Raw genomic sequence first — 18448 nt, 5'->3', positions numbered from 1 at the left:
GTGCAGACTCAGAACAGGAGTGCAATAACAATCCGATCATGGTCGATCAGCCAGTGACGGCATGTCACCGACAGGTCGTGACGGCTGTGCAGGTCCTGATTCCACGCCTGTGGCGCGCGAAACCCGGATGTTGTTACCCCGGTGTGGCCGGATGCGGTCCGGCCCTTCCGAACCCGAGTGCCATGGATGCCGAGCAAACGTCGATGACGATTCCCTCTCTGCCCTTTACCCGCGAGGAGTACGCGCAGCGGCTGTCCCGCGTGCGAGCCTCGATGGCCCGCGCCGAACTGGACGTGCTGATCGTGTCCGATCCTTCCAACATGGCCTGGCTGACCGGTTATGACGGCTGGTCCTTCTATGTGCATCAGTGCGTGCTGGTCGGCCTGAGCGGCGATCCGGTCTGGTACGGCCGCCGTCAGGACGGCAACGGCGCGATCCGCACCTGCTGGATGGACCCCGAGACCAATGTCGCCTGGTATCCGGACTACTATGTCCAGAACCCCGAGATGCATCCGATGGACTATCTCGCCCAGTCGGTCCTGCCGCAGTGGGGCTGGCACCGGGGCAACATCGGCGTGGAGATGGACAACTACTACTTCTCCGCGAAGGCCTACACCAGCCTGCAGAAGCATCTGCCGGAAGGGCACCTGCAGGATGCCACCGCGCTGGTGAACTGGTGCCGGGCGATCAAGTCGCCTACCGAGATCACCTACATGCGCCGGGCGGCGCGCATCGTCGATGAGATGCATGCCTCGATTCTCGACATGATCGAACCCGGGCTGCCCAAGAGCCGGCTGGTGGCGGAGATCTACCGCGCCGGCGTGGAGGGCACCGATGGGCACGGCGGCGATTATCCCGCCATCGTGCCGCTGCTGCCGACCGGCGCTGACGCCGCGGCCCCCCACCTGACTTGGGATGACACCCCGTTTCGCAAGGGCGAGGGTACCTTTTTCGAGGTCGCCGGCTGCTACAGGCGCTATCACGCGCCGCTATCGCGCACCATCTTTCTCGGCCGGCCCTCGCGCGACTTCCTGCGCGGGGAGTCGGCACTGCTGGAAGGGATCGAGAACGGCCTGGAAGTGGCCCGCCCCGGCAACCGCTGCTGCGATATTGCCATGGCGCTGGGAGCGGCCATGGACAAGTACGGCTTCGACCGCGGCGGCGCGCGCTGCGGCTATCCGATCGGGATCAGCTATCCGCCGGACTGGGGCGAGCGCACCATGAGTCTGCGCCCCAGTGATGAAACGGTGCTCGAGCCGGGCATGACCTTTCATTTCATGCCCGGCATGTGGATGGATGACTGGGGGCTGGAGATCACCGAGTCTATCCTGATTACCGAGCAGGGCGCCGAGACCCTGTGTGAATTCCCGCGGCAGCTGTTCGTCAAGTAGTCCGCAACAGCCCGGCCGCTCGCCGGCCGGTACCCGCCGGGGAGCGTTTGCTGACCGAAGACAAGGAGCCCGTATGCGTCCCAGCCCGATTTCCGCCACGGTCGACTTCGATGCCGATGGTGTCCAGCACGGCTTTCTCAAGCTGCCGGTGTCTCATGACGAGTCCGCCTGGGGGGCGGTGATGATCCCGGTCACCGTGGTGAAGAACGGTGAGGGCCCTACCGCCCTGCTGACCGGCGGCAACCATGGTGACGAGTACGAGGGCATTACCGCGCTGCTGAAGCTGGCCCGGTCGCTGCGCGCCGAGGAGGTCAGCGGGCGGGTGATCATCGTGCCGATGATGAACCAGCCGGCGGCCATGGCGGGCCGGCGTACCTCGCCGATGGACCGGGGCAACCTCAATCGCAGCTTTCCCGGTGATCCCGACGGCGGACCGACGAAGCAGATTGCCGACTACTTCACCCGCTATCTGGTGCCGATGTGCGACTACGCGCTCGATCTGCACTCCGGCGGGCGCACCCTCGATATCCTGCCGTTTGCCGCGGCGCACCGGCTCGAGGATCGCGAGCTGGAGCGTCGCAGCCTGCAAGGCGCGATGGATTTCGGAGCGGGCACGGCCATCATGATGTATGAGCTCGATGCCGCCGCACTCTATGACACCGCGGTGGAAAACCAGGGCAAGGTGCTGGTGACCACCGAACTGGGCGGCGGCGGCACCTCGACCCCGGCCAGCATGGAGATCAGCGAGCGTGGCGTACGCAACTTCCTGATCTTTGCCGGAATCACCGAGGGCGAGCTTCAGCGGCCGGCCCGCCAGACCTTTGTCGAAATGCCGGATGCTTCCTGCTACGTGCAGAGTGAACATGCCGGCCTGCTGGAGATGACCTGTGCGCTCGGGGGCATGGTTCGCCAGGGGGAGGTCGTCGCCCGCATCCTGGATATGACCCGTACCGGGGTCGATCCGGTGGAGTATCGCGCCGGACGGGATGGCATGGTACTGGCCCGCCGCTTCCCGGCCCGGGTCGACATGGGGGATACCATCGTGGTGATCGGCGAGGTGGTGGAAACACTGGAGCGCTGATGGCAGCCGCACCGCCGCCACCTGTCATCTTCCGCTAGCTGATACCTGCGAGGCCGTGTGAAACTCGATCGCCTTGATCTGCGCATTCTCTCGATCCTGTCGCGCGACGGGCGCATCACCAAGTCGCGGCTGGCCGAGTCGATCAACCTCTCGGTCAGCCCCTGCTGGGAGCGCGTGCGGCGACTGGAGAAGGCCGGCATCATCGAAGGCTACAGCGCCCGGATCAACCCGAAGGTGCAGGTGCGGCGCACCCCGGTCTGGATCCAGATCGAGCTCGATCATCACGGTCTCGATGTCTTCGAGCGTTTCGAGCGCACCATGAAGGAGACGCCGGAGGTGACCGAATGCGTCGCCGTGGGCGGGGGCGTCGATTACCTGGTGCGGGTCGAGGCGCGCGACATCGACCAGTACCAGCGGCTGATCGATCACTGGCTGGTGAGCGATCTTGCCATCCGCCGCTACTTCACCTATATCGTGACCCGCACTGTCAAGTCCGAGCCGCCGCCGCTGGAGCTCGACGACTCGTCGGAGAAGTGATCATCCCGGGGACAGGGTGAATTGAGCGCTTCCCGCGTTTCGTTTAGACTGGCGTCCCATCCTGGTCTGCCACTCCGCGCGGGCCGTCGTTCAGCATCCGACAGGTTCCCTCCATGACGACGCGATATATCTTCGTGACCGGTGGCGTTGTGTCTTCTCTCGGCAAGGGCATCGCCGCCGCCTCCCTGGCCGCCATCCTGGAAGCGCGTGGCCTGAAGGTCACGATCCTCAAGCTCGATCCCTATATCAACGTCGATCCGGGCACCATGAGCCCCTTCCAGCACGGCGAGGTGTTTGTCACCGAGGATGGTGCCGAAACCGACCTTGATCTGGGCCACTACGAGCGCTTCATCCGCTCGCGCATGAGCCAGGCCAACAACTTCACCACCGGTCGGGTCTACGAGCATGTCCTGCGCAAGGAGCGCCGTGGCGACTACCTGGGCGGCACGGTACAGGTCATTCCCCACATCACCGACGAGATCCAGCGGCGGATCAAGGCCGGTGGCGAAGGATACGACGTGGCGCTGGTCGAGATCGGTGGCACGGTCGGCGACATCGAATCGCTGCCGTTTCTGGAAGCCATCCGCCAGCTGCGCACCGAGGTCGGGGCGAGCCGCGCGCTGTTTCTGCATCTGACCCTGGTGCCCTACATCAAGACCGCCGGCGAGACCAAGACCAAGCCGACCCAGCACAGCGTCAAGGAGCTGCGCTCGATCGGCATCCAGCCGGACATCCTGGTCTGCCGCAGCGAGGTCGAGCTGGAGCAGGGCGAGCGTCACAAGATCGCGCTGTTCACCAACGTCGAGCAGCGGGCGGTCATCCCCATGCAGGATGCCGATACCATCTATCGGATTCCGCTGATGCTGCATGATTTCGGCCTGGACGAGATCATCTGTGACAAGCTGCGCATCGAGGCGCCGCAGGCCGATCTGTCCGAGTGGGTGCGCGTGCTGGATGCCAAGCTCAATCCGCTCAAGACCATCAACATTGCCATGGTCGGCAAGTACATGGAGCTGCTGGACGCCTACAAGTCGCTCAACGAGGCGCTGATTCACGCCGGCATCCAGACCCGGGTGAAGGTCAACATCGACTACATCGACTCCGAGGATATCGAGCGCGACGGCGTGGGCCGGCTCGAGGGCAAGGATGCCATCCTGGTGCCCGGGGGCTTCGGCTCGCGCGGGGTCGAGGGCAAGATCGCCACCGCTCGCTACGCCCGCGAACACGGCATTCCCTACCTGGGCATCTGCCTGGGCATGCAGGTGGCGGTGATCGAGTTTGCCCGCCATATCGCCGGCTGGGGGGATGCCAATTCGACCGAATTCACCCATGATACCCGCCATCCGGTGGTCGGGCTGATTACCGAATGGATCACCCCGGAAGGGCGTATCGAAGTGCGCGATGAGGCGTCCGATCTCGGTGGCACCATGCGCCTGGGGGGCCAGAGCTGCAATCTGAAGGCAGGCTCGAGGGCGCATGAGGCCTACGGCTCGGAAGCCATCGTCGAGCGCCACCGGCACCGCTACGAGATCAACGAGCAGTTCATTGATGACCTCGAGCGCGCCGGGCTGGTCATTTCGGGGCGCAGCGTCGATAACGCCCTGGTCGAGATGATCGAGCTGCCCGATCACCCCTGGTATGTGGCGTGTCAGTTCCATCCGGAATTCACTTCCACGCCGCGAGACGGCCATCCGCTGTTCACCGGCTTTGTCAACGCCGCGCTGACCCATCGCGCAGCGCGCAACCAGAAGGCCCAGGGGAGGGACGATGGCTGATTCACAGGACATGAGTGCTCAGCGTGTGATCGATATCGGGGGTGTGCGCCTGGCCAATGACCAGCCCCTGGCGCTGTTCGGCGGCATGAACGTGCTGGAGTCGCGCGAGCTGGCGATCGAGGTGGCTGATGGCTGGGCCCAGGCCGCGCGGCGGCTCGGCATGCCCTGGGTGTTCAAGGCCAGCTTCGACAAGGCCAATCGCAGCTCGATCCACTCCTTTCGCGGCCCCGGCCTCGAAAAGGGGCTGGCGATCCTCGACGAGATCCGCACCCGCTTCGATGTGCCGGTCCTGACCGACGTGCATGAGCCGGCCCAGGCCGCGCCGGCGGCCGAGGTCTGCGACGTGATTCAGCTGCCGGCGTTTCTTGCCCGCCAGACCGATCTGGTGGTGGCCATGGCCGAAACCGGTGCGGTGATCAATATCAAGAAGCCGCAGTTCATCGCCCCGCACGAGATGCGTCATATCATTGCCAAGTTCAGCGAGGCCGGTAACGAGCAGCTGACGTTGTGCGAACGTGGCTCGAGCTTCGGCTACAACAACCTGGTGGTGGATATGCTGGGCTTCGCCACCATGAAGTCGACCGGCTATCCGCTGGTGTTCGACGTCACCCACTCGCTGCAGCAGCCCGGGGGGCGGGCCGACAGTGCCGGCGGTCGCCGCGCCCAGGTCGCCGATCTGGCCCGGGCCGGCGTGGCCGTCGGGCTGGCGGGACTGTTCGTGGAGGCCCATCCCGACCCCGATCAGGCGCTGTGTGATGGTCCCTGTGCGCTGCCGCTGGACCGGCTGCCGGCCTTTCTCGAGCAGATTCAGCTGCTCGATCGCACCGTGAAGGGGCTGGCACCGTTCGAGGCGGGCTGAGCCGACCCGGACAGGTCGGCAGCATCGCAGCAGGGGGGCATCGTGATCGGCGGTGCCCCCTTTCGTTGCAAGGGCCCCGGCGGCATCACGCCCGAAGTGACAGCCGAGCTCCCTTCGGCCAGGGCACCGGATTGGCGCAGGTTCGTTCACCATGACGGGCATGAGGGCGCCCGGGCGTGCTATCCTGGTCGGCGAAGGAACCCTGGCGACTGACGCGGTACGCTGTTGCTGCAACACTGTCCCGGGCTATTGTTCCGTTTCACTCAACCTCCACCAGGGACGCTCATGATGGCAGAAATTGTTGATATCCAGGCGCTCGAGATCCTCGATTCCCGTGGCAATCCCACCGTGTTCGCCGAGGTGACGCTCAAGAGTGGCGCCCGGGGGAGTGCCGGCGCACCATCCGGGGCTTCCACCGGGTCGCGCGAGGCGCTGGAACTGCGCGATGGCGACAAGTCACGCTATCTGGGCAAGGGTGTTACCAAAGCCGTTGAAGGCATCAATACCCGGATTGCCGGGCATCTCAAGGGCATGGATGCGCTGGACCAGCAGGCAATCGATAATGCCATGCGCGAGCTGGATGGCACCGACAACAAGGGGAACCTGGGGGCCAATGCCATTCTGGCGGTTTCGCTGGCAGTGGCCGTTGCGGCGTCCCGGGAGAAGGGCGTGCCGCTCTATGCCCACGTGGCCGATCTCTATGGCACGCCGGGTCAGTATTCGATGCCGCTGCCGATGATGAACATCATGAACGGGGGCGAGCATGCCGATAACAACGTCGATATCCAGGAGTTCATGATCCAGCCCGTCGGCGCCCCGACCTTTGCCGAAGGTCTGCGCATGGGGGCCGAGGTGTTTCATGCCCTCAAGAAGGTGCTGGCCGGTCGCGGGCTGTCGACTGCCGTGGGCGACGAGGGCGGCTTCGCCCCCGATCTGGATTCCAACGCCGATGCGCTGGCAGCCATCAAGCAGGCAGTCAGTGACGCCGGCTACACCCTGGATCGCGACATTACCCTGGCATTGGACTGCGCCGCCTCGGAATTCTACCGCGATGGGCAGTATCAGCTCTCCGGCGAAAACCGCAGCTATTCCAGCGAAGGCTTTGTCGAGTATCTGGAACAGCTGGTCAACGACTACCCGGTCGTGTCGATCGAGGACGGGCTGGATGAGTCCGACTGGGATGGCTGGAAGCTGCTGACCGATCGGCTGGGCAGTCGGGTACAGCTGGTCGGCGACGACCTGTTCGTCACCAATACCCGGATCCTGAAGGAAGGGATCGAAAAGGGTGTGGGCAACTCGATCCTGATCAAGGTCAATCAGATCGGCTCGCTGACCGAAACCCTGGAAGCCGTGCGCATGGCGCGCGATGCCGGCTATACGGCCATCATCTCGCACCGCAGCGGCGAGACCGAAGACACCTTCATTTCCGATCTGGCCGTCGGCACGCGTGCCGGACAGATCAAGACCGGCTCGCTGTCGCGCAGTGATCGGGTGGCCAAGTACAACCGGTTGCTGGTCATCGAGCACCAGCTGGGGGATCAGGCGCGTTATCAGGGCCGTTCCGAGATCAAGGGCCAGTAGTTTTTGATAACCTGAATCAATCTTCAATTACGGGATTTAATCCGGCCGAGCCATTCGGCCGGATTTTTTCATGATGGCGACCTGATCCCTGCTACAGCCCCCGGCTTTGCTTGACCCCCGGTCGGGCAGATACCAACATGAGCCATATCCGGAGGCGATGCGAAGTCGCTTCCCCACTTCACTCTTTCCTCTCTCAAGTCATTGATTATCAGGTTTTTTCAGGATGAAAGCCGTGATGGATGACCTTCATTCGCCAGCAGACTGACACGGCATCGGGATTCGCTCATCAGCCCTGCTGATCACCACTACTTGCCCCTGCGGGAAGGATTCCCGCCCGGACGAGGGAGAGTCCGGGAGGTCAGGACGACGATCGGGCAAAGGGATTGCAATGGCGCGCGCGGTAGCGCAGGAAGCGCGATTCCGCGCAGGGACGTCGCCAACGGATATGAGCAAAGGGAATTGCTCGACACGGACGAAGGAGGTACGGGCGGCTGCGGCCGCCCTTTTCATGTCCGGTGAATCATGTCATGGCCGGTCAGTCATGACCCGCGCATGACCAGGCAGCGTGCCGAGCGGCACTGCCGGGCCCGGTTCAGGCCGGCGGATTGCGATCGAGCTGATCGCGCTTCTCCTTCACATCCTTCCACTCATCGGCATCCGCCGGTGGATCGATGCGCTCGTTGATATTCGGCCAGCTTTCGGCCAGCTCGGCGTTGAGTTCGATGAAATCCTCCTGGTCCGCCGGCACCTCGTCCTCGGAGTAGATGGCATTGACGGGGCACTCGGGCTCGCAGAGGGCGCAGTCGATACACTCGTCCGGGTGAATGACCAGGAAGTTGGGTCCTTCATAGAAGCAGTCGACCGGGCAGACTTCCACGCAGTCGGTGTATTTGCAGCGAATGCAGCTTTCGGTCACAACGAACGTCATGTCGCAGGCTCCCTGAAGATGGTGGGTGCCGAACGCCATCGCGTCCGGGCATGCCGGAGGCAGGTTCCGGCCGCGCACAGGTGTCATCGGCCCCTGGCTGGCCCGACGACACGAAGGCATGAAAGGGGGCATATTCTAGTGGGGCCGGCCGCATTTCGACAAGCGTGCCGGCCCTCTGCAGCGCCCGTCACAGGCGATCGCGCCACTCATAGAGCAGGGCCATGGCTTCGCGCGGGGTCAGGGCGTCGAGATCGAGCTCCCCGAGGGCCTCGAGGACCGGGTGGGGGGCGGCGGAGAACAGGTCCGACTGCACCGGATCGGGAGGCGCCGTGCGGTCGCTGTGGGCTCGGGGCGCAGGTGCATGATCGAACTCCTGCGCCTCGAGCTCCGCCAGCCGGACCCGGGCCCGTTCGATGACCGCCGGTGGCACGCCGGCCAGCTGCGCCACCTGCAGGCCGTGGCTCTGGCTGGCCGGTCCGGCCTCCACCCGGTGCATGAAGATGATGTCGTGCCCGTGTTCGGTGGCGGTGAGGTGGACGTTGTCGACCCTGTCGAACTGCTCGGCCAGCGAGGTCATCTCGAAGTAGTGGGTGGCGAACAGGGTCAGGGCACCGGCCTCGATCAGGTGTTCGGCCGTGGCCCAGGCCAGCGACAGGCCGTCGAAGGTGCTGGTGCCGCGGCCGATCTCGTCCAGCAGCACCAGACTCTCGCGCGTGGCGTTGTGCAGGATGCTGGCGGTTTCGGTCATCTCCACCATGAAGGTCGAGCGGCCGCCGGCCAGGTCGTCGGAGGAGCCGATGCGGGTGAAGATGCGATCGACCAGGCCGATTTCGGCCCGCTCCGCCGGGACGAAGGCGCCGGTGTGGGCCAGCAGGGCGATCAGTGCGTTCTGTCGCATGAAGGTGGACTTGCCGCCCATGTTGGGGCCGGTGATCACCAGCATGCGGGTCTGCTCGTCCAGGCGCAGGCCGTTGGGCACGAAGGGGTGCTGGGAGACCTGTTCGACCACCGGGTGGCGGCCCACCTCGATGTTCAGTCCCGGCTCATCCCGCATCACCGGGCGGGTCAGCATCAGGCTCTCGGCGCGCTCGCCGAAGGCAGTCAGCACATCCAGGCTGGCCAGCGCCCGGGCGGTGGCCTGCAGCGGCTGCAGTTCGGCATTGAGACGCTCCAGCAGAGTGTCATAGAGCATTTTTTCGCGGGCCAGGGCCCGGGTTTTGGCCGACAGTGCCTTGTCCTCGAACTCCTTGAGCTCGGGGATGATGAAGCGCTCGGCATTCTTGAGCGTCTGGCGGCGGATATAGTCCGTGGGCGCCTCGCGCGCCTGGGCGCGGGGAATCTCGATGTAGTAGCCATGCACCCGGTTGTAGCCGACCTTGAGCCCCTGCAGACCGGTACGCTCGCGCTCGCGGGTTTCGAGCCGGACGAGATAGTCACCGGCATTTTCATGCAGCGCGCGCAGCTCATCGAGCTCGTCGTCGAACCCCTCGCGCATCACCCCGCCGTCACGGATGACCACCGGCGGGTTATCGACAATGCCGCGCGCGAGCAGATCGGCCAGTTCCGGCCAGGGCACGAGGTGATGACGCAGCTCGTCGATGGCGGTCTCCGGGGCGAAGTCGATCAGCTGCGACGCCAGTTCGGGCAGGGTGGCCAGGGCATCGCGCAGGCGGGCCAGATCGCGCGGTCGCGCGCTGAGCAGGGCCACCCGGGCGAGAATGCGCTCGACATCGCCGATGCGTCCCAGCAGCTCGCGGAAGGGCTCGATGCGGTCACCGTCGATCAGGGCGCTCACGGCCGCCTGGCGGGCCTCGATCCGGCTGCGGTCGCGCAGTGGCCGGTTGAGCCAGCGGCGCAGCAGACGTGATCCCATCGGGGTCGAGGTGGTATCCAGCACGCTGGCCAGGGTGTTGTCGCGTCCACCGCCGAGATTGGTATCGATCTCCAGATTGCGCCGGCTGGCAGCGTCGATCACCACGGCCTCGTCGCGCGCCTCCACGCTCAGCCCGGCCACATGGGGCAGGCGCGAGCGCTGGGTGTCACGGGCGTAATCGATCAGCACGCCGGCGGCGACAATCGCCCGGGTCAGATGAGCGCAGCCGAAGCCCTGCAGATCCTGAACGCCGAACTGGTCGCACAGCAGACGCTGGGCGGTCTCGTAATCGAAGTGCCAGTCATGCCAGCGCCGCAGCCCGGGACGCGATGTCAGGGTCTCGGGCAGTCGCAGCGATTCCGCCACCAGCAGTTCGGCGGGATCGAGCCGGTGGAGTTCGGCGAGCATGTCGGCTTCGCTCTCGACCTCGAGCACGTTGAACCGACCGCTGGAGAGTTCCAGCCAGGCCATGCCCCACTGGTCACCGTGGGGGTGCAGGGCCACCAGCAGGTTGTCGCGCCGCTCATCGAGCAGGGCCTCGTCATGCAGGGTACCGGGCGTTACGATGCGTACCACGCGGCGTTCGACCGGCCCCTTGGCCGTCGCGGGGTCGCCGATCTGTTCACAGATCGCGACCGATTCGCCGGCCTTCACCAGGCGGGCCAGATAGGCTTCCGCGCTGTGGTAGGGCACGCCCGCCATGGGGATCGAGGCGCCGGCCGACTGGCCGCGGGCGGTCAGCGTGATATCGAGCAGGCTGGCGGCACGCCGGGCATCCTCATAAAAGAGTTCGTAGAAATCTCCCATGCGGTAGAACAGCAGAATGTCCGGATGCTCGCGCTTGATGCGCAGGTACTGCGCCATCATCGGCGTGTGCCGGGTAAGGTCGTCCTGAGCCACGTTCAATCGGGGTTCCCGCACTGTTGATCGGTTTGCCGGAGAGCGAATGGGGCCACCGGGTCGGGCCCGGCATCGCCTCATTCCTTGCGATGGTACAAGGTTATCATGAGCGCTGAATGATCAGCAGGGGCGGTAACGGTGGCCGGGCGCAAGACACGCGGAGCGGATGAGCCGGGCTGGCGGTGGCATGGTGTAAGCCATGCAATGAACTGTATGAAAGTTCGGGGTTCTGTCTCACCCTGAAGCCGTGTCCGGACACAACAACGACTGTCGACACGAGTCGGCAGCAGCAACAGCTTTCAGGGAGACTGTCATGTCTGCACAGCAATATACCGCCAGCAATGCCCAGGTCACCGTCACCATCGAGGAAGGCGAGGCGCGGGGCGCCACCGCCCGCCTGGTGAAAAACATCGAGGCCCTGCGCCAGACCACGCCCGAAACCGCCGGCGAGCGGATCTGGGTCGAGTACCACACCGTACGCGGCTACGGGGGTGGGCTGTTCTATCACGAGCCCGATAATGCCACCGGCCGGGATGATGGCGGCTCCCTCATCGTCACTGAAAGCGGCGATCGTTTCCGGCGCGAGTGGGGCACAAAGGAAAAGGGCGATGTGCTGCTCTGGGGGGCCGATCCCACCGGGGCGACCGGCTCGGCCGATGCCGTGCAGCGGATCGTCGATTCCGGCCTGACCGGTACCATCGTCTTTCCCAACGAGGGCGTGTTCCTGATCGATCGCACGGTGAGCATGCAGCCGGTCTCTGCCGTTGCCAGTGATGGTACGGTGACGCGCCAGGGCGAGGCCCGCATGATCCTGCGTTCGCGGATGTGGTCGCACTTCGGCTACTTCCGTGACCGGGCGGCGATCAAGCCCGGTCCGGAAGTCGATGGCGCCATGTTCTCGCATGTCTACATGGCGGAAGGGCTGGCCTTCTTCGGTCCGGATGAGCAGCGCGATGGTCATGTCTATCACGCCCTGGAGCTGGACGGTTACGTCAACAAGATCACCCGCTGCTCGTTCAACATGCCCAATGACGGCATTCTGGTCTGGGCGGGGGCCAACATCGACATCGTCTACTGCCACTTCATCGGCTGCCAGAATGCCGTACGAACGCATGGCGAAGGCGAAATCGTCACCACCTATACCTTTACCGCCAACCTCTGCCAGTACGTCGGCCATCTGATGAACTGTGCCGGCCAGCTGTGGGGCTCCCAGTTCAGCAACAACACCTGGGAGGCGTGCAGCGGCTCCATGGTCGTGGCCCAGGTGATCTTCAACTGTGGTTTCGTGACCAACTGGATCGAGGGCGGTGGCAACGAGGATGACCCCGTTCGCATCATCGACAACACCACCTATCAGCAGAACCGGGAGAACTGGGCCGCCGGCAACAACTTCCACGGCGGCGGCTGGATCAATACCCTGGCCCCTTCGGATCACAAGTACGACAACCGCTTCGGCGGGGTCAACCTGGACACCAACAAGGTGATCGTCAGCGAGGCCACCGGTTCAGGGGTCGCCCTTCGAACCGACGGGCTGCAGCAGTATCTCGATGACTGGAAGGGCCGGGTGGAGCTGGCCATCAATTCCACATCCAATCGCAACGGTGGCGCCGATATCGGTCTGAATTCGAGCAATGCCGTCAACCTGCGCGCCAGCAATGGCTATATCAATATCCGCCAGGGCGACGGCGCGATCAGCAACGAGAACAACAAGCCGATCCTGAACTACCCGGTCAGCAAGCTGCGTGATCAGGAGGTGGATACCTCGCTTGAGCTGCAGCCGGATCGCATGAACATGTTCCGTGCCAGAGTGCCGGTACTGAATACCGATCCGGACAACAGCGGGCAGAAGAAGGTGCGTCGGGTGCCCTCGGCCATGCCGTTCATCATCCACTGGAGTGGTGCCTATGAAGCCGGTCAGGGGGAAGACGAAAGCGCCTACTTCGATGTCAGCGAAGTGAAGGACAATGCCATCCAGGTTTATAACAATCACATGGAAACCCGCAGCCCGCGTCTCTGGGTCACCACCAATGATACCGGGGTCGATTTCGATCACTGGGAGGTCATTGATGCCTACAGTGGTTCCTGGAGCTCCTACGGGGTCTGCAAGGGCTTTCGGCTCTACTTTCACGATCGGTCGACCGGTGAGCCGGTCATCCCCGACAGCTTCGACATGATGCTGGTCAACAGCTGGTAAGCACCGCCTGCGATATCATGTTGCCGTGGCCCCGACGGATGTCGGGGCCCTTTTGTGTCGGTCATCCTTGCGGGGCTGGCCGGGAGGCGCTGTTGTCGCCGTCGCTGTGCTAATGTATGCAGCTGTGGTTACCGGGCCATCAGCGCGGGAGTAGAGCATGACCGACGAGACGATCCGCAGCCTGGCCGTAACGCTGGGTGAGCAGTGCCGCCGCCATGACTGCCATGTGGTCACGGCCGAGTCCTGTACCGGTGGCGGGGTGGCCGAGGCGATTACCGCGGTGGCCGGCAGTTCGGGCTGGTTCGGCACCGGCTACGTGACCTATTCCAATGCGGCCAAGCAGCAACTGCTGGGCGTTTCCGCGGCCTCGCTGGAACGCTTCGGGGCGGTCAGTGAAGCTGTGGTGCGGGAAATGGTCGCCGGCGCCTGTGCCGCCAGCGGGGCCGAACTGGGCGTGGCCATCAGTGGCATTGCCGGCCCTGAGGGCGGTTCCGACGACAAGCCGGTCGGTACCGTATGGCTGGCCTGGCAGGATGGCACCGAAGCCAGAGCCGAGTGCCACTGTTTTGCCGGGGATCGCGATGAGGTTCGCCGGGCTGCCGTGATTCGGGCGCTGGAAGGCATGAGCGCACTGCTCGAGGCGCGCGGATGAAGAATTTTCACGTGGTATGCCGGCTGTGCGCCGCGCCGTTTTTGCTTTAAAATACTGGATAAGTATACAGACATGCCGAGCCGTTCGATGCCGATGGGTTCCAGTCCTGCTGCACGCATCCGGTCCTGTCGGACGACTCCCTTGCCATGAATTGACAGGAGGACTCCATGGCTCAGGATGAAAATCGCACCAAGGCGCTCAATGCGGCGCTTTCCCAGATCGAGCGCCAGTTCGGCAAGGGTGCGGTGATGCGTATGGGCGAAGCGCCGCGGGTGGCCGTACCCTCGGTGTCGACCGGTTCGCTGGGACTGGATATCGCCCTGGGGGTTGGTGGGCTGCCCTATGGCCGGATTGTCGAGATCTTCGGCCCCGAGGCGTCGGGCAAGACCACCATCACGCTGTCGGTGATCGCCCAGGCGCAGAAGCAGGGCAAGACCTGTGCCTTCATCGACGCCGAGCATGCGCTGGACCCCACCTATGCCGAGAAGCTCGGCATCAACATTGACGACCTGCTGGTGTCGCAGCCGGATACCGGCGAGCAGGCGCTGGAAATCTGCGACATGCTGGTACGCTCCGGCGGCGTCGACGTGATCGTGGTCGACTCGGTGGCTGCCCTGACGCCGCGCGCCGAGATCGAGGGCGAGATGGGGGATGCCCACGTGGGTCTGCAGGCGCGACTGATGTCGCAGGCGCTGCGCAAGGTGACGGGCAACATCAAGAACGCCAACTGCATGGTGATGTTCGTCAACCAGATCCGCATGAAGATCGGCGTGATGTTCGGCAACCCCGAGACCACCACCGGCGGCAACGCGCTGAAGTTCTACTCCAGCGTGCGTCTCGATATCCGGCGCACCGGGTCGGTCAAGCAGGGCGACGAGGCCGTCGGCAACGAGACGCGCGTCAAGGTGGTCAAGAACAAGGTGGCGCCGCCCTTCCGGCAGGCCGAGTTCCAGATCCTCTATGGCAAGGGGATCTATCATGCCGGCGAAGTGGTCGATCTCGGCGTGCAGTGCAACCTGGTCAGCAAGGCGGGGGCCTGGTACAGCTACCAGGGCAACAAGATCGGTCAGGGCAAGGCCAATGCGGCCCAGTATCTCGAGGACAATCCCGAGACCATGCAGGAGATCGAGGATGCCATCCGCGCTCAGCTGCTGGTCCAGCCCGGCCCCCGCGAGAAGGCCGAGCAGGCCGAGCAGGACAAGCAGGAGGGCGAGGTGCCGGAAGCCTCGGCCGATGCCGATGATCAGGACGAGCTGATGTAAGCGACTGTCACGGCTCCCGGCCGGGCCCGGGCAGTGACACAGCCAGAGGGGGTGTGCGCCAGAGGCGCACACCCCCTTTTGATGTATGCCAGACGCAGACGGGAGACAGGCATGAGCGAAACAGAGCGGGACCCGCGCGAGGACGCCATCGTGCTGCTGGCTCGCCGGGAGTATTCGGCTTTCGAACTGCGTGAACGGCTGGCGCGCCGCGAGCACGAGCCCGAGGTGATCGAGCAGGTGCTGAGTACCCTGCAGGCCGAAGGGCTGCAATCCGATGCGCGGTTTGCCGAGCAGTTTGTGCGCTCGCGGATCAATCGGCTGCAGGGGCCGCGCCGGATCGAGTCCGAACTGCGCCAGCGCGGCCTCGACACGGCCCTGATCGGCGAGACCCTGGCACAGAGCGCAACGGACTGGTTCGAGCTGGCCTGCCAGGCGCTGCGACGGCGCTTCGAGGGGCCCGGCAGTGATCGGCGTGAGCAGGCCAGAAGGCTACGCTTTCTGGCGTCGCGGGGTTTCGATGGTGAACAGGGGTATCATGCCCTCGACCAGGCCTGGGAAACCCCGGAAGGGCATTGATCATGACGTGAGCGAAAGCGATTGCCGGGTCGCAAGTCTCCGGCGCTTTAGTCAGGATGTGAAGTCGTTATACTGTTCGGTTGCATGGACGCTAACATGATGGCGTCACGAACGAATGGTATCCGCGAGCGCCGCTCAAGCTGCGCGCCCGGAGAAGCGTGGCCGAACATGGCACGGCGGCCACGCATCCAGCCCTTCCATCGCTCACGGAACATCTATGAAAAGCGCCGAGATACGAAAAGCCTTTCTCAACTTCTTCGAAGAGCGCGGCCACACCCTGGTACCCTCGAGCTCGCTGGTGCCGGAGAACGACCCCACCCTGCTGTTTACCAATGCCGGCATGGTGCCGTTCAAGGAGGTCTTTCTCGGTCGCGATCAGCGCCCCTATGTGCGGGCCACCTCGGCACAGCGCTGCGTGCGGGCGGGCGGCAAGCACAACGATCTCGACAACGTCGGCTATACCGCACGTCACCACACCTTCTTCGAGATGCTCGGCAATTTCAGCTTCGGGGACTATTTCAAGCGTGAAGCGATCCAGTATGCCTGGCGCTTTCTGACCGAAGTGCTCGGACTGCCGGCGGAAAAGCTCTGGGTCACGGTACACCATAGCGATGACGAAGCGGCCGATATCTGGATCAACGAGATCGGCGTGCCGGCCGAGCGCCTGGCGAGACTCGACGAGGACAACTTCTGGCAGATGGGGGATACCGGACCCTGCGGCCCCTGCTCGGAGGTGTTCTACGATCACGGCCCGGATGTCTTCGGTGGCCCGCCCGGCTCCGCGGACGAGGATGGCGATCGCTACATCGAGATCTGGAATCTGGTCTTCATGCAGTACGATCGCGACAGTGATGGCACGCTCCATCCGCTGCCCAGCCCCTCCATCGACACCGGCATGGGGCTGGAGCGCATGGCGGCCGTGGCACAGGGCGTGCACTCCAACTACGAGATCGATCTGTTCGTCAATCTGATCAAGGCCGCCGCCCGGGCCACCGGGCAGAGCGATCCCGACCAGCCGTCGCTGCGGGTGATTGCCGATCACATCCGCTCCTGCGCCTTCCTGATTGTCGATGGGGTACTGCCTTCCAACGAGGGGCGCGGCTATGTGCTGCGGCGCATCATCCGCCGTGCCGTGCGTCACGGTCACAAGCTGGGTGCCCGTGATCCCTTCTTCCACAAGCTGGTAGCCGATCTCGATGTCGAGATGGGCGAGGCCTATCCCGCCCTGCGCGAGCGGGCCGGCCAGATCGAGAAGATCCTGCTGCGCGAAGAGGAGCAGTTCGCGCGCACCCTCGACCACGGCATGCGCCTGCTGGATGAGGCCCTGAATGCGCTTTCGGGCGATACCCTCGATGGCGAAACCATCTTCAAGCTCTATGACACCTATGGCTTTCCGTTTGATCTGACCGCGGACATCGCCCGCGAGCGCGGCGTGGCGCTTGACGAGGCCGGTTTCGAGCGTGAGCTCGAGGCCCAGCGGGAGCGGGCGCGTGCGGCCAGCCGGTTCGGTGCGGACCAGGTCAGCGAACTCAACCTCGAAGGGCGTACCGAATTCACCGGGTATGACCGGTTGCGTGATGAAGCCGACATCGTGGCGCTGCTGGATGAGCACGGCGAGCGCTGCGAGCGGCTCGAGGCCGGCAGCCACGGCACCATCATCCTGTCGCAGACTCCCTTCTACGCCGAGGCAGGGGGGCAGGTCGGCGACACCGGGACGCTCGTGACCGAACAGGCCCGCTTCGAGGTCAGCGATACCCGCAAACAGAACGACCACCACCTGCATGCCGGTTGCCTGAACGCCGGTGTCCTGCGTGTAGGGGACCGGGTCACACCGCTGGTGGCTGCCGACCGGCGCCAGGCGATCATGCGCAACCACTCGGCAACCCACCTGCTGCACGAGGCACTGCGCCGTGTGCTGGGCGATCATGTGCAGCAGAAGGGATCGCTGGTCGGACCCGATCGGCTGAGATTCGACTTCAGCCATTTCGAGTCCATTTCGCCTGCGGAGCTGGCGCAGGTCGAAGCGATGGTCAACGCTGAAATCATGGCCGATACACCGGTTACCACCCAGCAGATGAGTCTTGATGAAGCGAAGGCGCTGGGCGCCAGGGCACTGTTCGAGGCCCGCTACGGCGAGGATGTCCGCGTACTCACCATGGGCACCGAACACTTCTCGATCGAGCTGTGCGGGGGCACCCATGTGCAGCGAACCGGTCAGATCGGCCCCTTCCATCTGGTGGCCGAAAGCGGCGTGGCGGCCGGTGTCCGGCGGATCGAGGCGCTCACCGGGACAGCGGCGCTGGCGCATTTCCGCGCCCGGGAGCAGCAGCTGAATGCGCTGGCGGAGCAGCTGCGGGAGCATCCCGATCAGCTCGAATCGAGACTGGACGGCCTGCTCGAGCGCAACCGCGAGCTGGAGCGCGAGCTGGAACAGCTGCGTGGCAAGCTGGCCAGCCGGGCCGGCAATGATCTGGTGGACGAGGCCGTCGAGGTGAACGGCGTCAGGGTCATCTCCCGCCAGCTCGAAGGCGTGGGCGTCCGGGACCTGCGCGGGATGCTCGATCAGCTCAAGCAGAAGCTGGGGTCCGGAGTGGTGGTGCTCGGCGTGGCCGGTGAGGGCAAGGTCAATCTGATCGCCGGGGTCACGAAGGATCTGACCGATCGGCTCAGTGCCGGCGAGCTGATCAATGTCGTGGCCGGTCAGGTGGGCGGTCGCGGTGGCGGCCGCGCCGACATGGCCCAGGCCGGTGGCAGTGACCCTGCGGCCCTGCCGCAGGCGCTGGACAGCGTGAGCGAATGGGTGAAGTCACAGCTCAGCCACAACTGAGCCAACAACAGC

General features: G+C 64.5%; 13 protein-coding genes. 11 read left to right on the top strand and 2 right to left on the bottom strand.

Going from position 1 to position 18448, the window contains the following annotated elements:
* Nucleotides 1-203 precede the first annotated feature (203 nt).
* The 6 genes from doeA (at nucleotide 204) to eno (ending at nucleotide 7224) form a co-directional block, all read left to right on the top strand.
* Nucleotides 204-1391 carry an ectoine hydrolase DoeA gene (gene doeA / locus C7446_RS03840; RefSeq protein WP_121171807.1) on the top strand — a complete coding sequence of 396 codons (1188 nt, stop codon included), beginning with the start codon at nucleotides 204-206 and terminating at the stop codon, nucleotides 1389-1391.
* Nucleotides 1392-1464: 73 nt separating this feature from the next.
* Nucleotides 1465-2472 (top strand): N(2)-acetyl-L-2,4-diaminobutanoate deacetylase DoeB, encoded by a 1008-nt coding sequence (gene doeB, locus C7446_RS03835; RefSeq protein WP_121171436.1) that lies wholly within the window; start codon nucleotides 1465-1467, stop codon nucleotides 2470-2472.
* 57 nt (nucleotides 2473-2529) lie between these two features.
* Entirely contained in the window at nucleotides 2530-3009 is a 480-nt protein-coding gene (locus C7446_RS03830) for an Lrp/AsnC family transcriptional regulator (protein ID WP_121171434.1), read from the top strand.
* A 113-nt stretch (nucleotides 3010-3122) separates the two neighbouring features.
* Nucleotides 3123-4784, top strand: a complete 1662-nt coding sequence (locus tag C7446_RS03825) for a CTP synthase (RefSeq protein WP_121171432.1) — start codon at nucleotides 3123-3125, stop codon at nucleotides 4782-4784.
* A gap of 10 nt (nucleotides 4785-4794) precedes the next feature.
* Nucleotides 4795-5643: a 3-deoxy-8-phosphooctulonate synthase gene (gene kdsA, locus C7446_RS03820; RefSeq protein ID WP_425454104.1), complete on the top strand. Its 849-nt coding sequence runs from the start codon at nucleotides 4795-4797 to the stop codon at nucleotides 5641-5643.
* Nucleotides 5644-5931: 288 nt separating this feature from the next.
* Entirely contained in the window at nucleotides 5932-7224 is a 1293-nt protein-coding gene (gene eno, locus C7446_RS03815) for a phosphopyruvate hydratase (RefSeq protein WP_121171428.1), read from the top strand.
* Between the two features lie 592 nt (nucleotides 7225-7816).
* On the opposite strand, the gene fdxA is transcribed toward eno, so the two are convergent.
* On the bottom strand, nucleotides 7817-8152 hold the full coding sequence (gene fdxA / locus C7446_RS03810) for a ferredoxin FdxA (protein WP_121171426.1): 336 nt from the start codon (nucleotides 8150-8152) through the stop codon (nucleotides 7817-7819).
* A 187-nt stretch (nucleotides 8153-8339) separates the two neighbouring features.
* A complete protein-coding gene (gene mutS, locus C7446_RS03805) occupies nucleotides 8340-10892 on the bottom strand; it encodes a DNA mismatch repair protein MutS (RefSeq protein ID WP_121171806.1) in 2553 nt (850 codons plus the stop codon).
* Nucleotides 10893-11238: 346 nt separating this feature from the next.
* Here mutS and C7446_RS03800 point away from each other — a divergent pair, with 346 nt between their 5' ends.
* The 5 genes from C7446_RS03800 (at nucleotide 11239) to alaS (ending at nucleotide 18436) form a co-directional block, all read left to right on the top strand.
* Complete coding sequence (locus C7446_RS03800; RefSeq protein ID WP_121171424.1) at nucleotides 11239-13119, top strand: hypothetical protein; 1881 nt, start codon at nucleotides 11239-11241, stop codon at nucleotides 13117-13119.
* A gap of 157 nt (nucleotides 13120-13276) precedes the next feature.
* The gene (locus C7446_RS03795) at nucleotides 13277-13771 is read left to right on the top strand and encodes a CinA family protein (RefSeq protein WP_121171422.1); all 495 of its coding nucleotides are present in this window, start codon (nucleotides 13277-13279) and stop codon (nucleotides 13769-13771) included.
* Between the two features lie 167 nt (nucleotides 13772-13938).
* Entirely contained in the window at nucleotides 13939-15033 is a 1095-nt protein-coding gene (gene recA / locus C7446_RS03790) for a recombinase RecA (protein ID WP_121171420.1), read from the top strand.
* A gap of 111 nt (nucleotides 15034-15144) precedes the next feature.
* Nucleotides 15145-15609, top strand: a complete 465-nt coding sequence (locus tag C7446_RS03785; RefSeq protein ID WP_121171418.1) for a regulatory protein RecX — start codon at nucleotides 15145-15147, stop codon at nucleotides 15607-15609.
* A gap of 217 nt (nucleotides 15610-15826) precedes the next feature.
* On the top strand, nucleotides 15827-18436 hold the full coding sequence (gene alaS, locus C7446_RS03780) for an alanine--tRNA ligase (protein WP_121171416.1): 2610 nt from the start codon (nucleotides 15827-15829) through the stop codon (nucleotides 18434-18436).
* The last annotated feature ends 12 nt before the right edge of the window (nucleotides 18437-18448 follow it).

Origin of the sequence: Kushneria sinocarnis (genome assembly GCF_003633775.1) — a bacterium.
Classification (GTDB): Bacteria; Pseudomonadota; Gammaproteobacteria; order Pseudomonadales; family Halomonadaceae; genus Kushneria; species Kushneria sinocarnis.
The sequence above is the reverse complement of the archived record's forward strand: the minus strand, read 5'-3'. Positions and strand labels throughout refer to the sequence as shown.

Bases quoted from the DNA above. Each gene is read 5' to 3' on its own strand.
- doeA (WP_121171807.1), top strand. From the start codon at position 204: ATGACGATTCCCTCTCTGCCCTTTACCCGCGAGGAGTACGCGCAGCGG.
- doeB (WP_121171436.1), top strand. From the start codon at position 1,465: ATGCGTCCCAGCCCGATTTCCGCCACGGTCGACTTCGATGCCGATGGT.
- C7446_RS03825 (WP_121171432.1), top strand. From the start codon at position 3,123: ATGACGACGCGATATATCTTCGTGACCGGTGGCGTTGTGTCTTCTCTC.
- kdsA (WP_425454104.1), top strand. From the start codon at position 4,795: ATGAGTGCTCAGCGTGTGATCGATATCGGGGGTGTGCGCCTGGCCAAT.
- eno (WP_121171428.1), top strand. From the start codon at position 5,932: ATGGCAGAAATTGTTGATATCCAGGCGCTCGAGATCCTCGATTCCCGT.
- fdxA (WP_121171426.1), bottom strand. From the start codon at position 8,152: ATGACGTTCGTTGTGACCGAAAGCTGCATTCGCTGCAAATACACCGAC.
- mutS (WP_121171806.1), bottom strand. From the start codon at position 10,892: ATGATGGCGCAGTACCTGCGCATCAAGCGCGAGCATCCGGACATTCTG.
- C7446_RS03800 (WP_121171424.1), top strand. From the start codon at position 11,239: ATGTCTGCACAGCAATATACCGCCAGCAATGCCCAGGTCACCGTCACC.
- C7446_RS03795 (WP_121171422.1), top strand. From the start codon at position 13,277: ATGACCGACGAGACGATCCGCAGCCTGGCCGTAACGCTGGGTGAGCAG.
- recA (WP_121171420.1), top strand. From the start codon at position 13,939: ATGGCTCAGGATGAAAATCGCACCAAGGCGCTCAATGCGGCGCTTTCC.
- C7446_RS03785 (WP_121171418.1), top strand. From the start codon at position 15,145: ATGAGCGAAACAGAGCGGGACCCGCGCGAGGACGCCATCGTGCTGCTG.
- alaS (WP_121171416.1), top strand. From the start codon at position 15,827: ATGAAAAGCGCCGAGATACGAAAAGCCTTTCTCAACTTCTTCGAAGAG.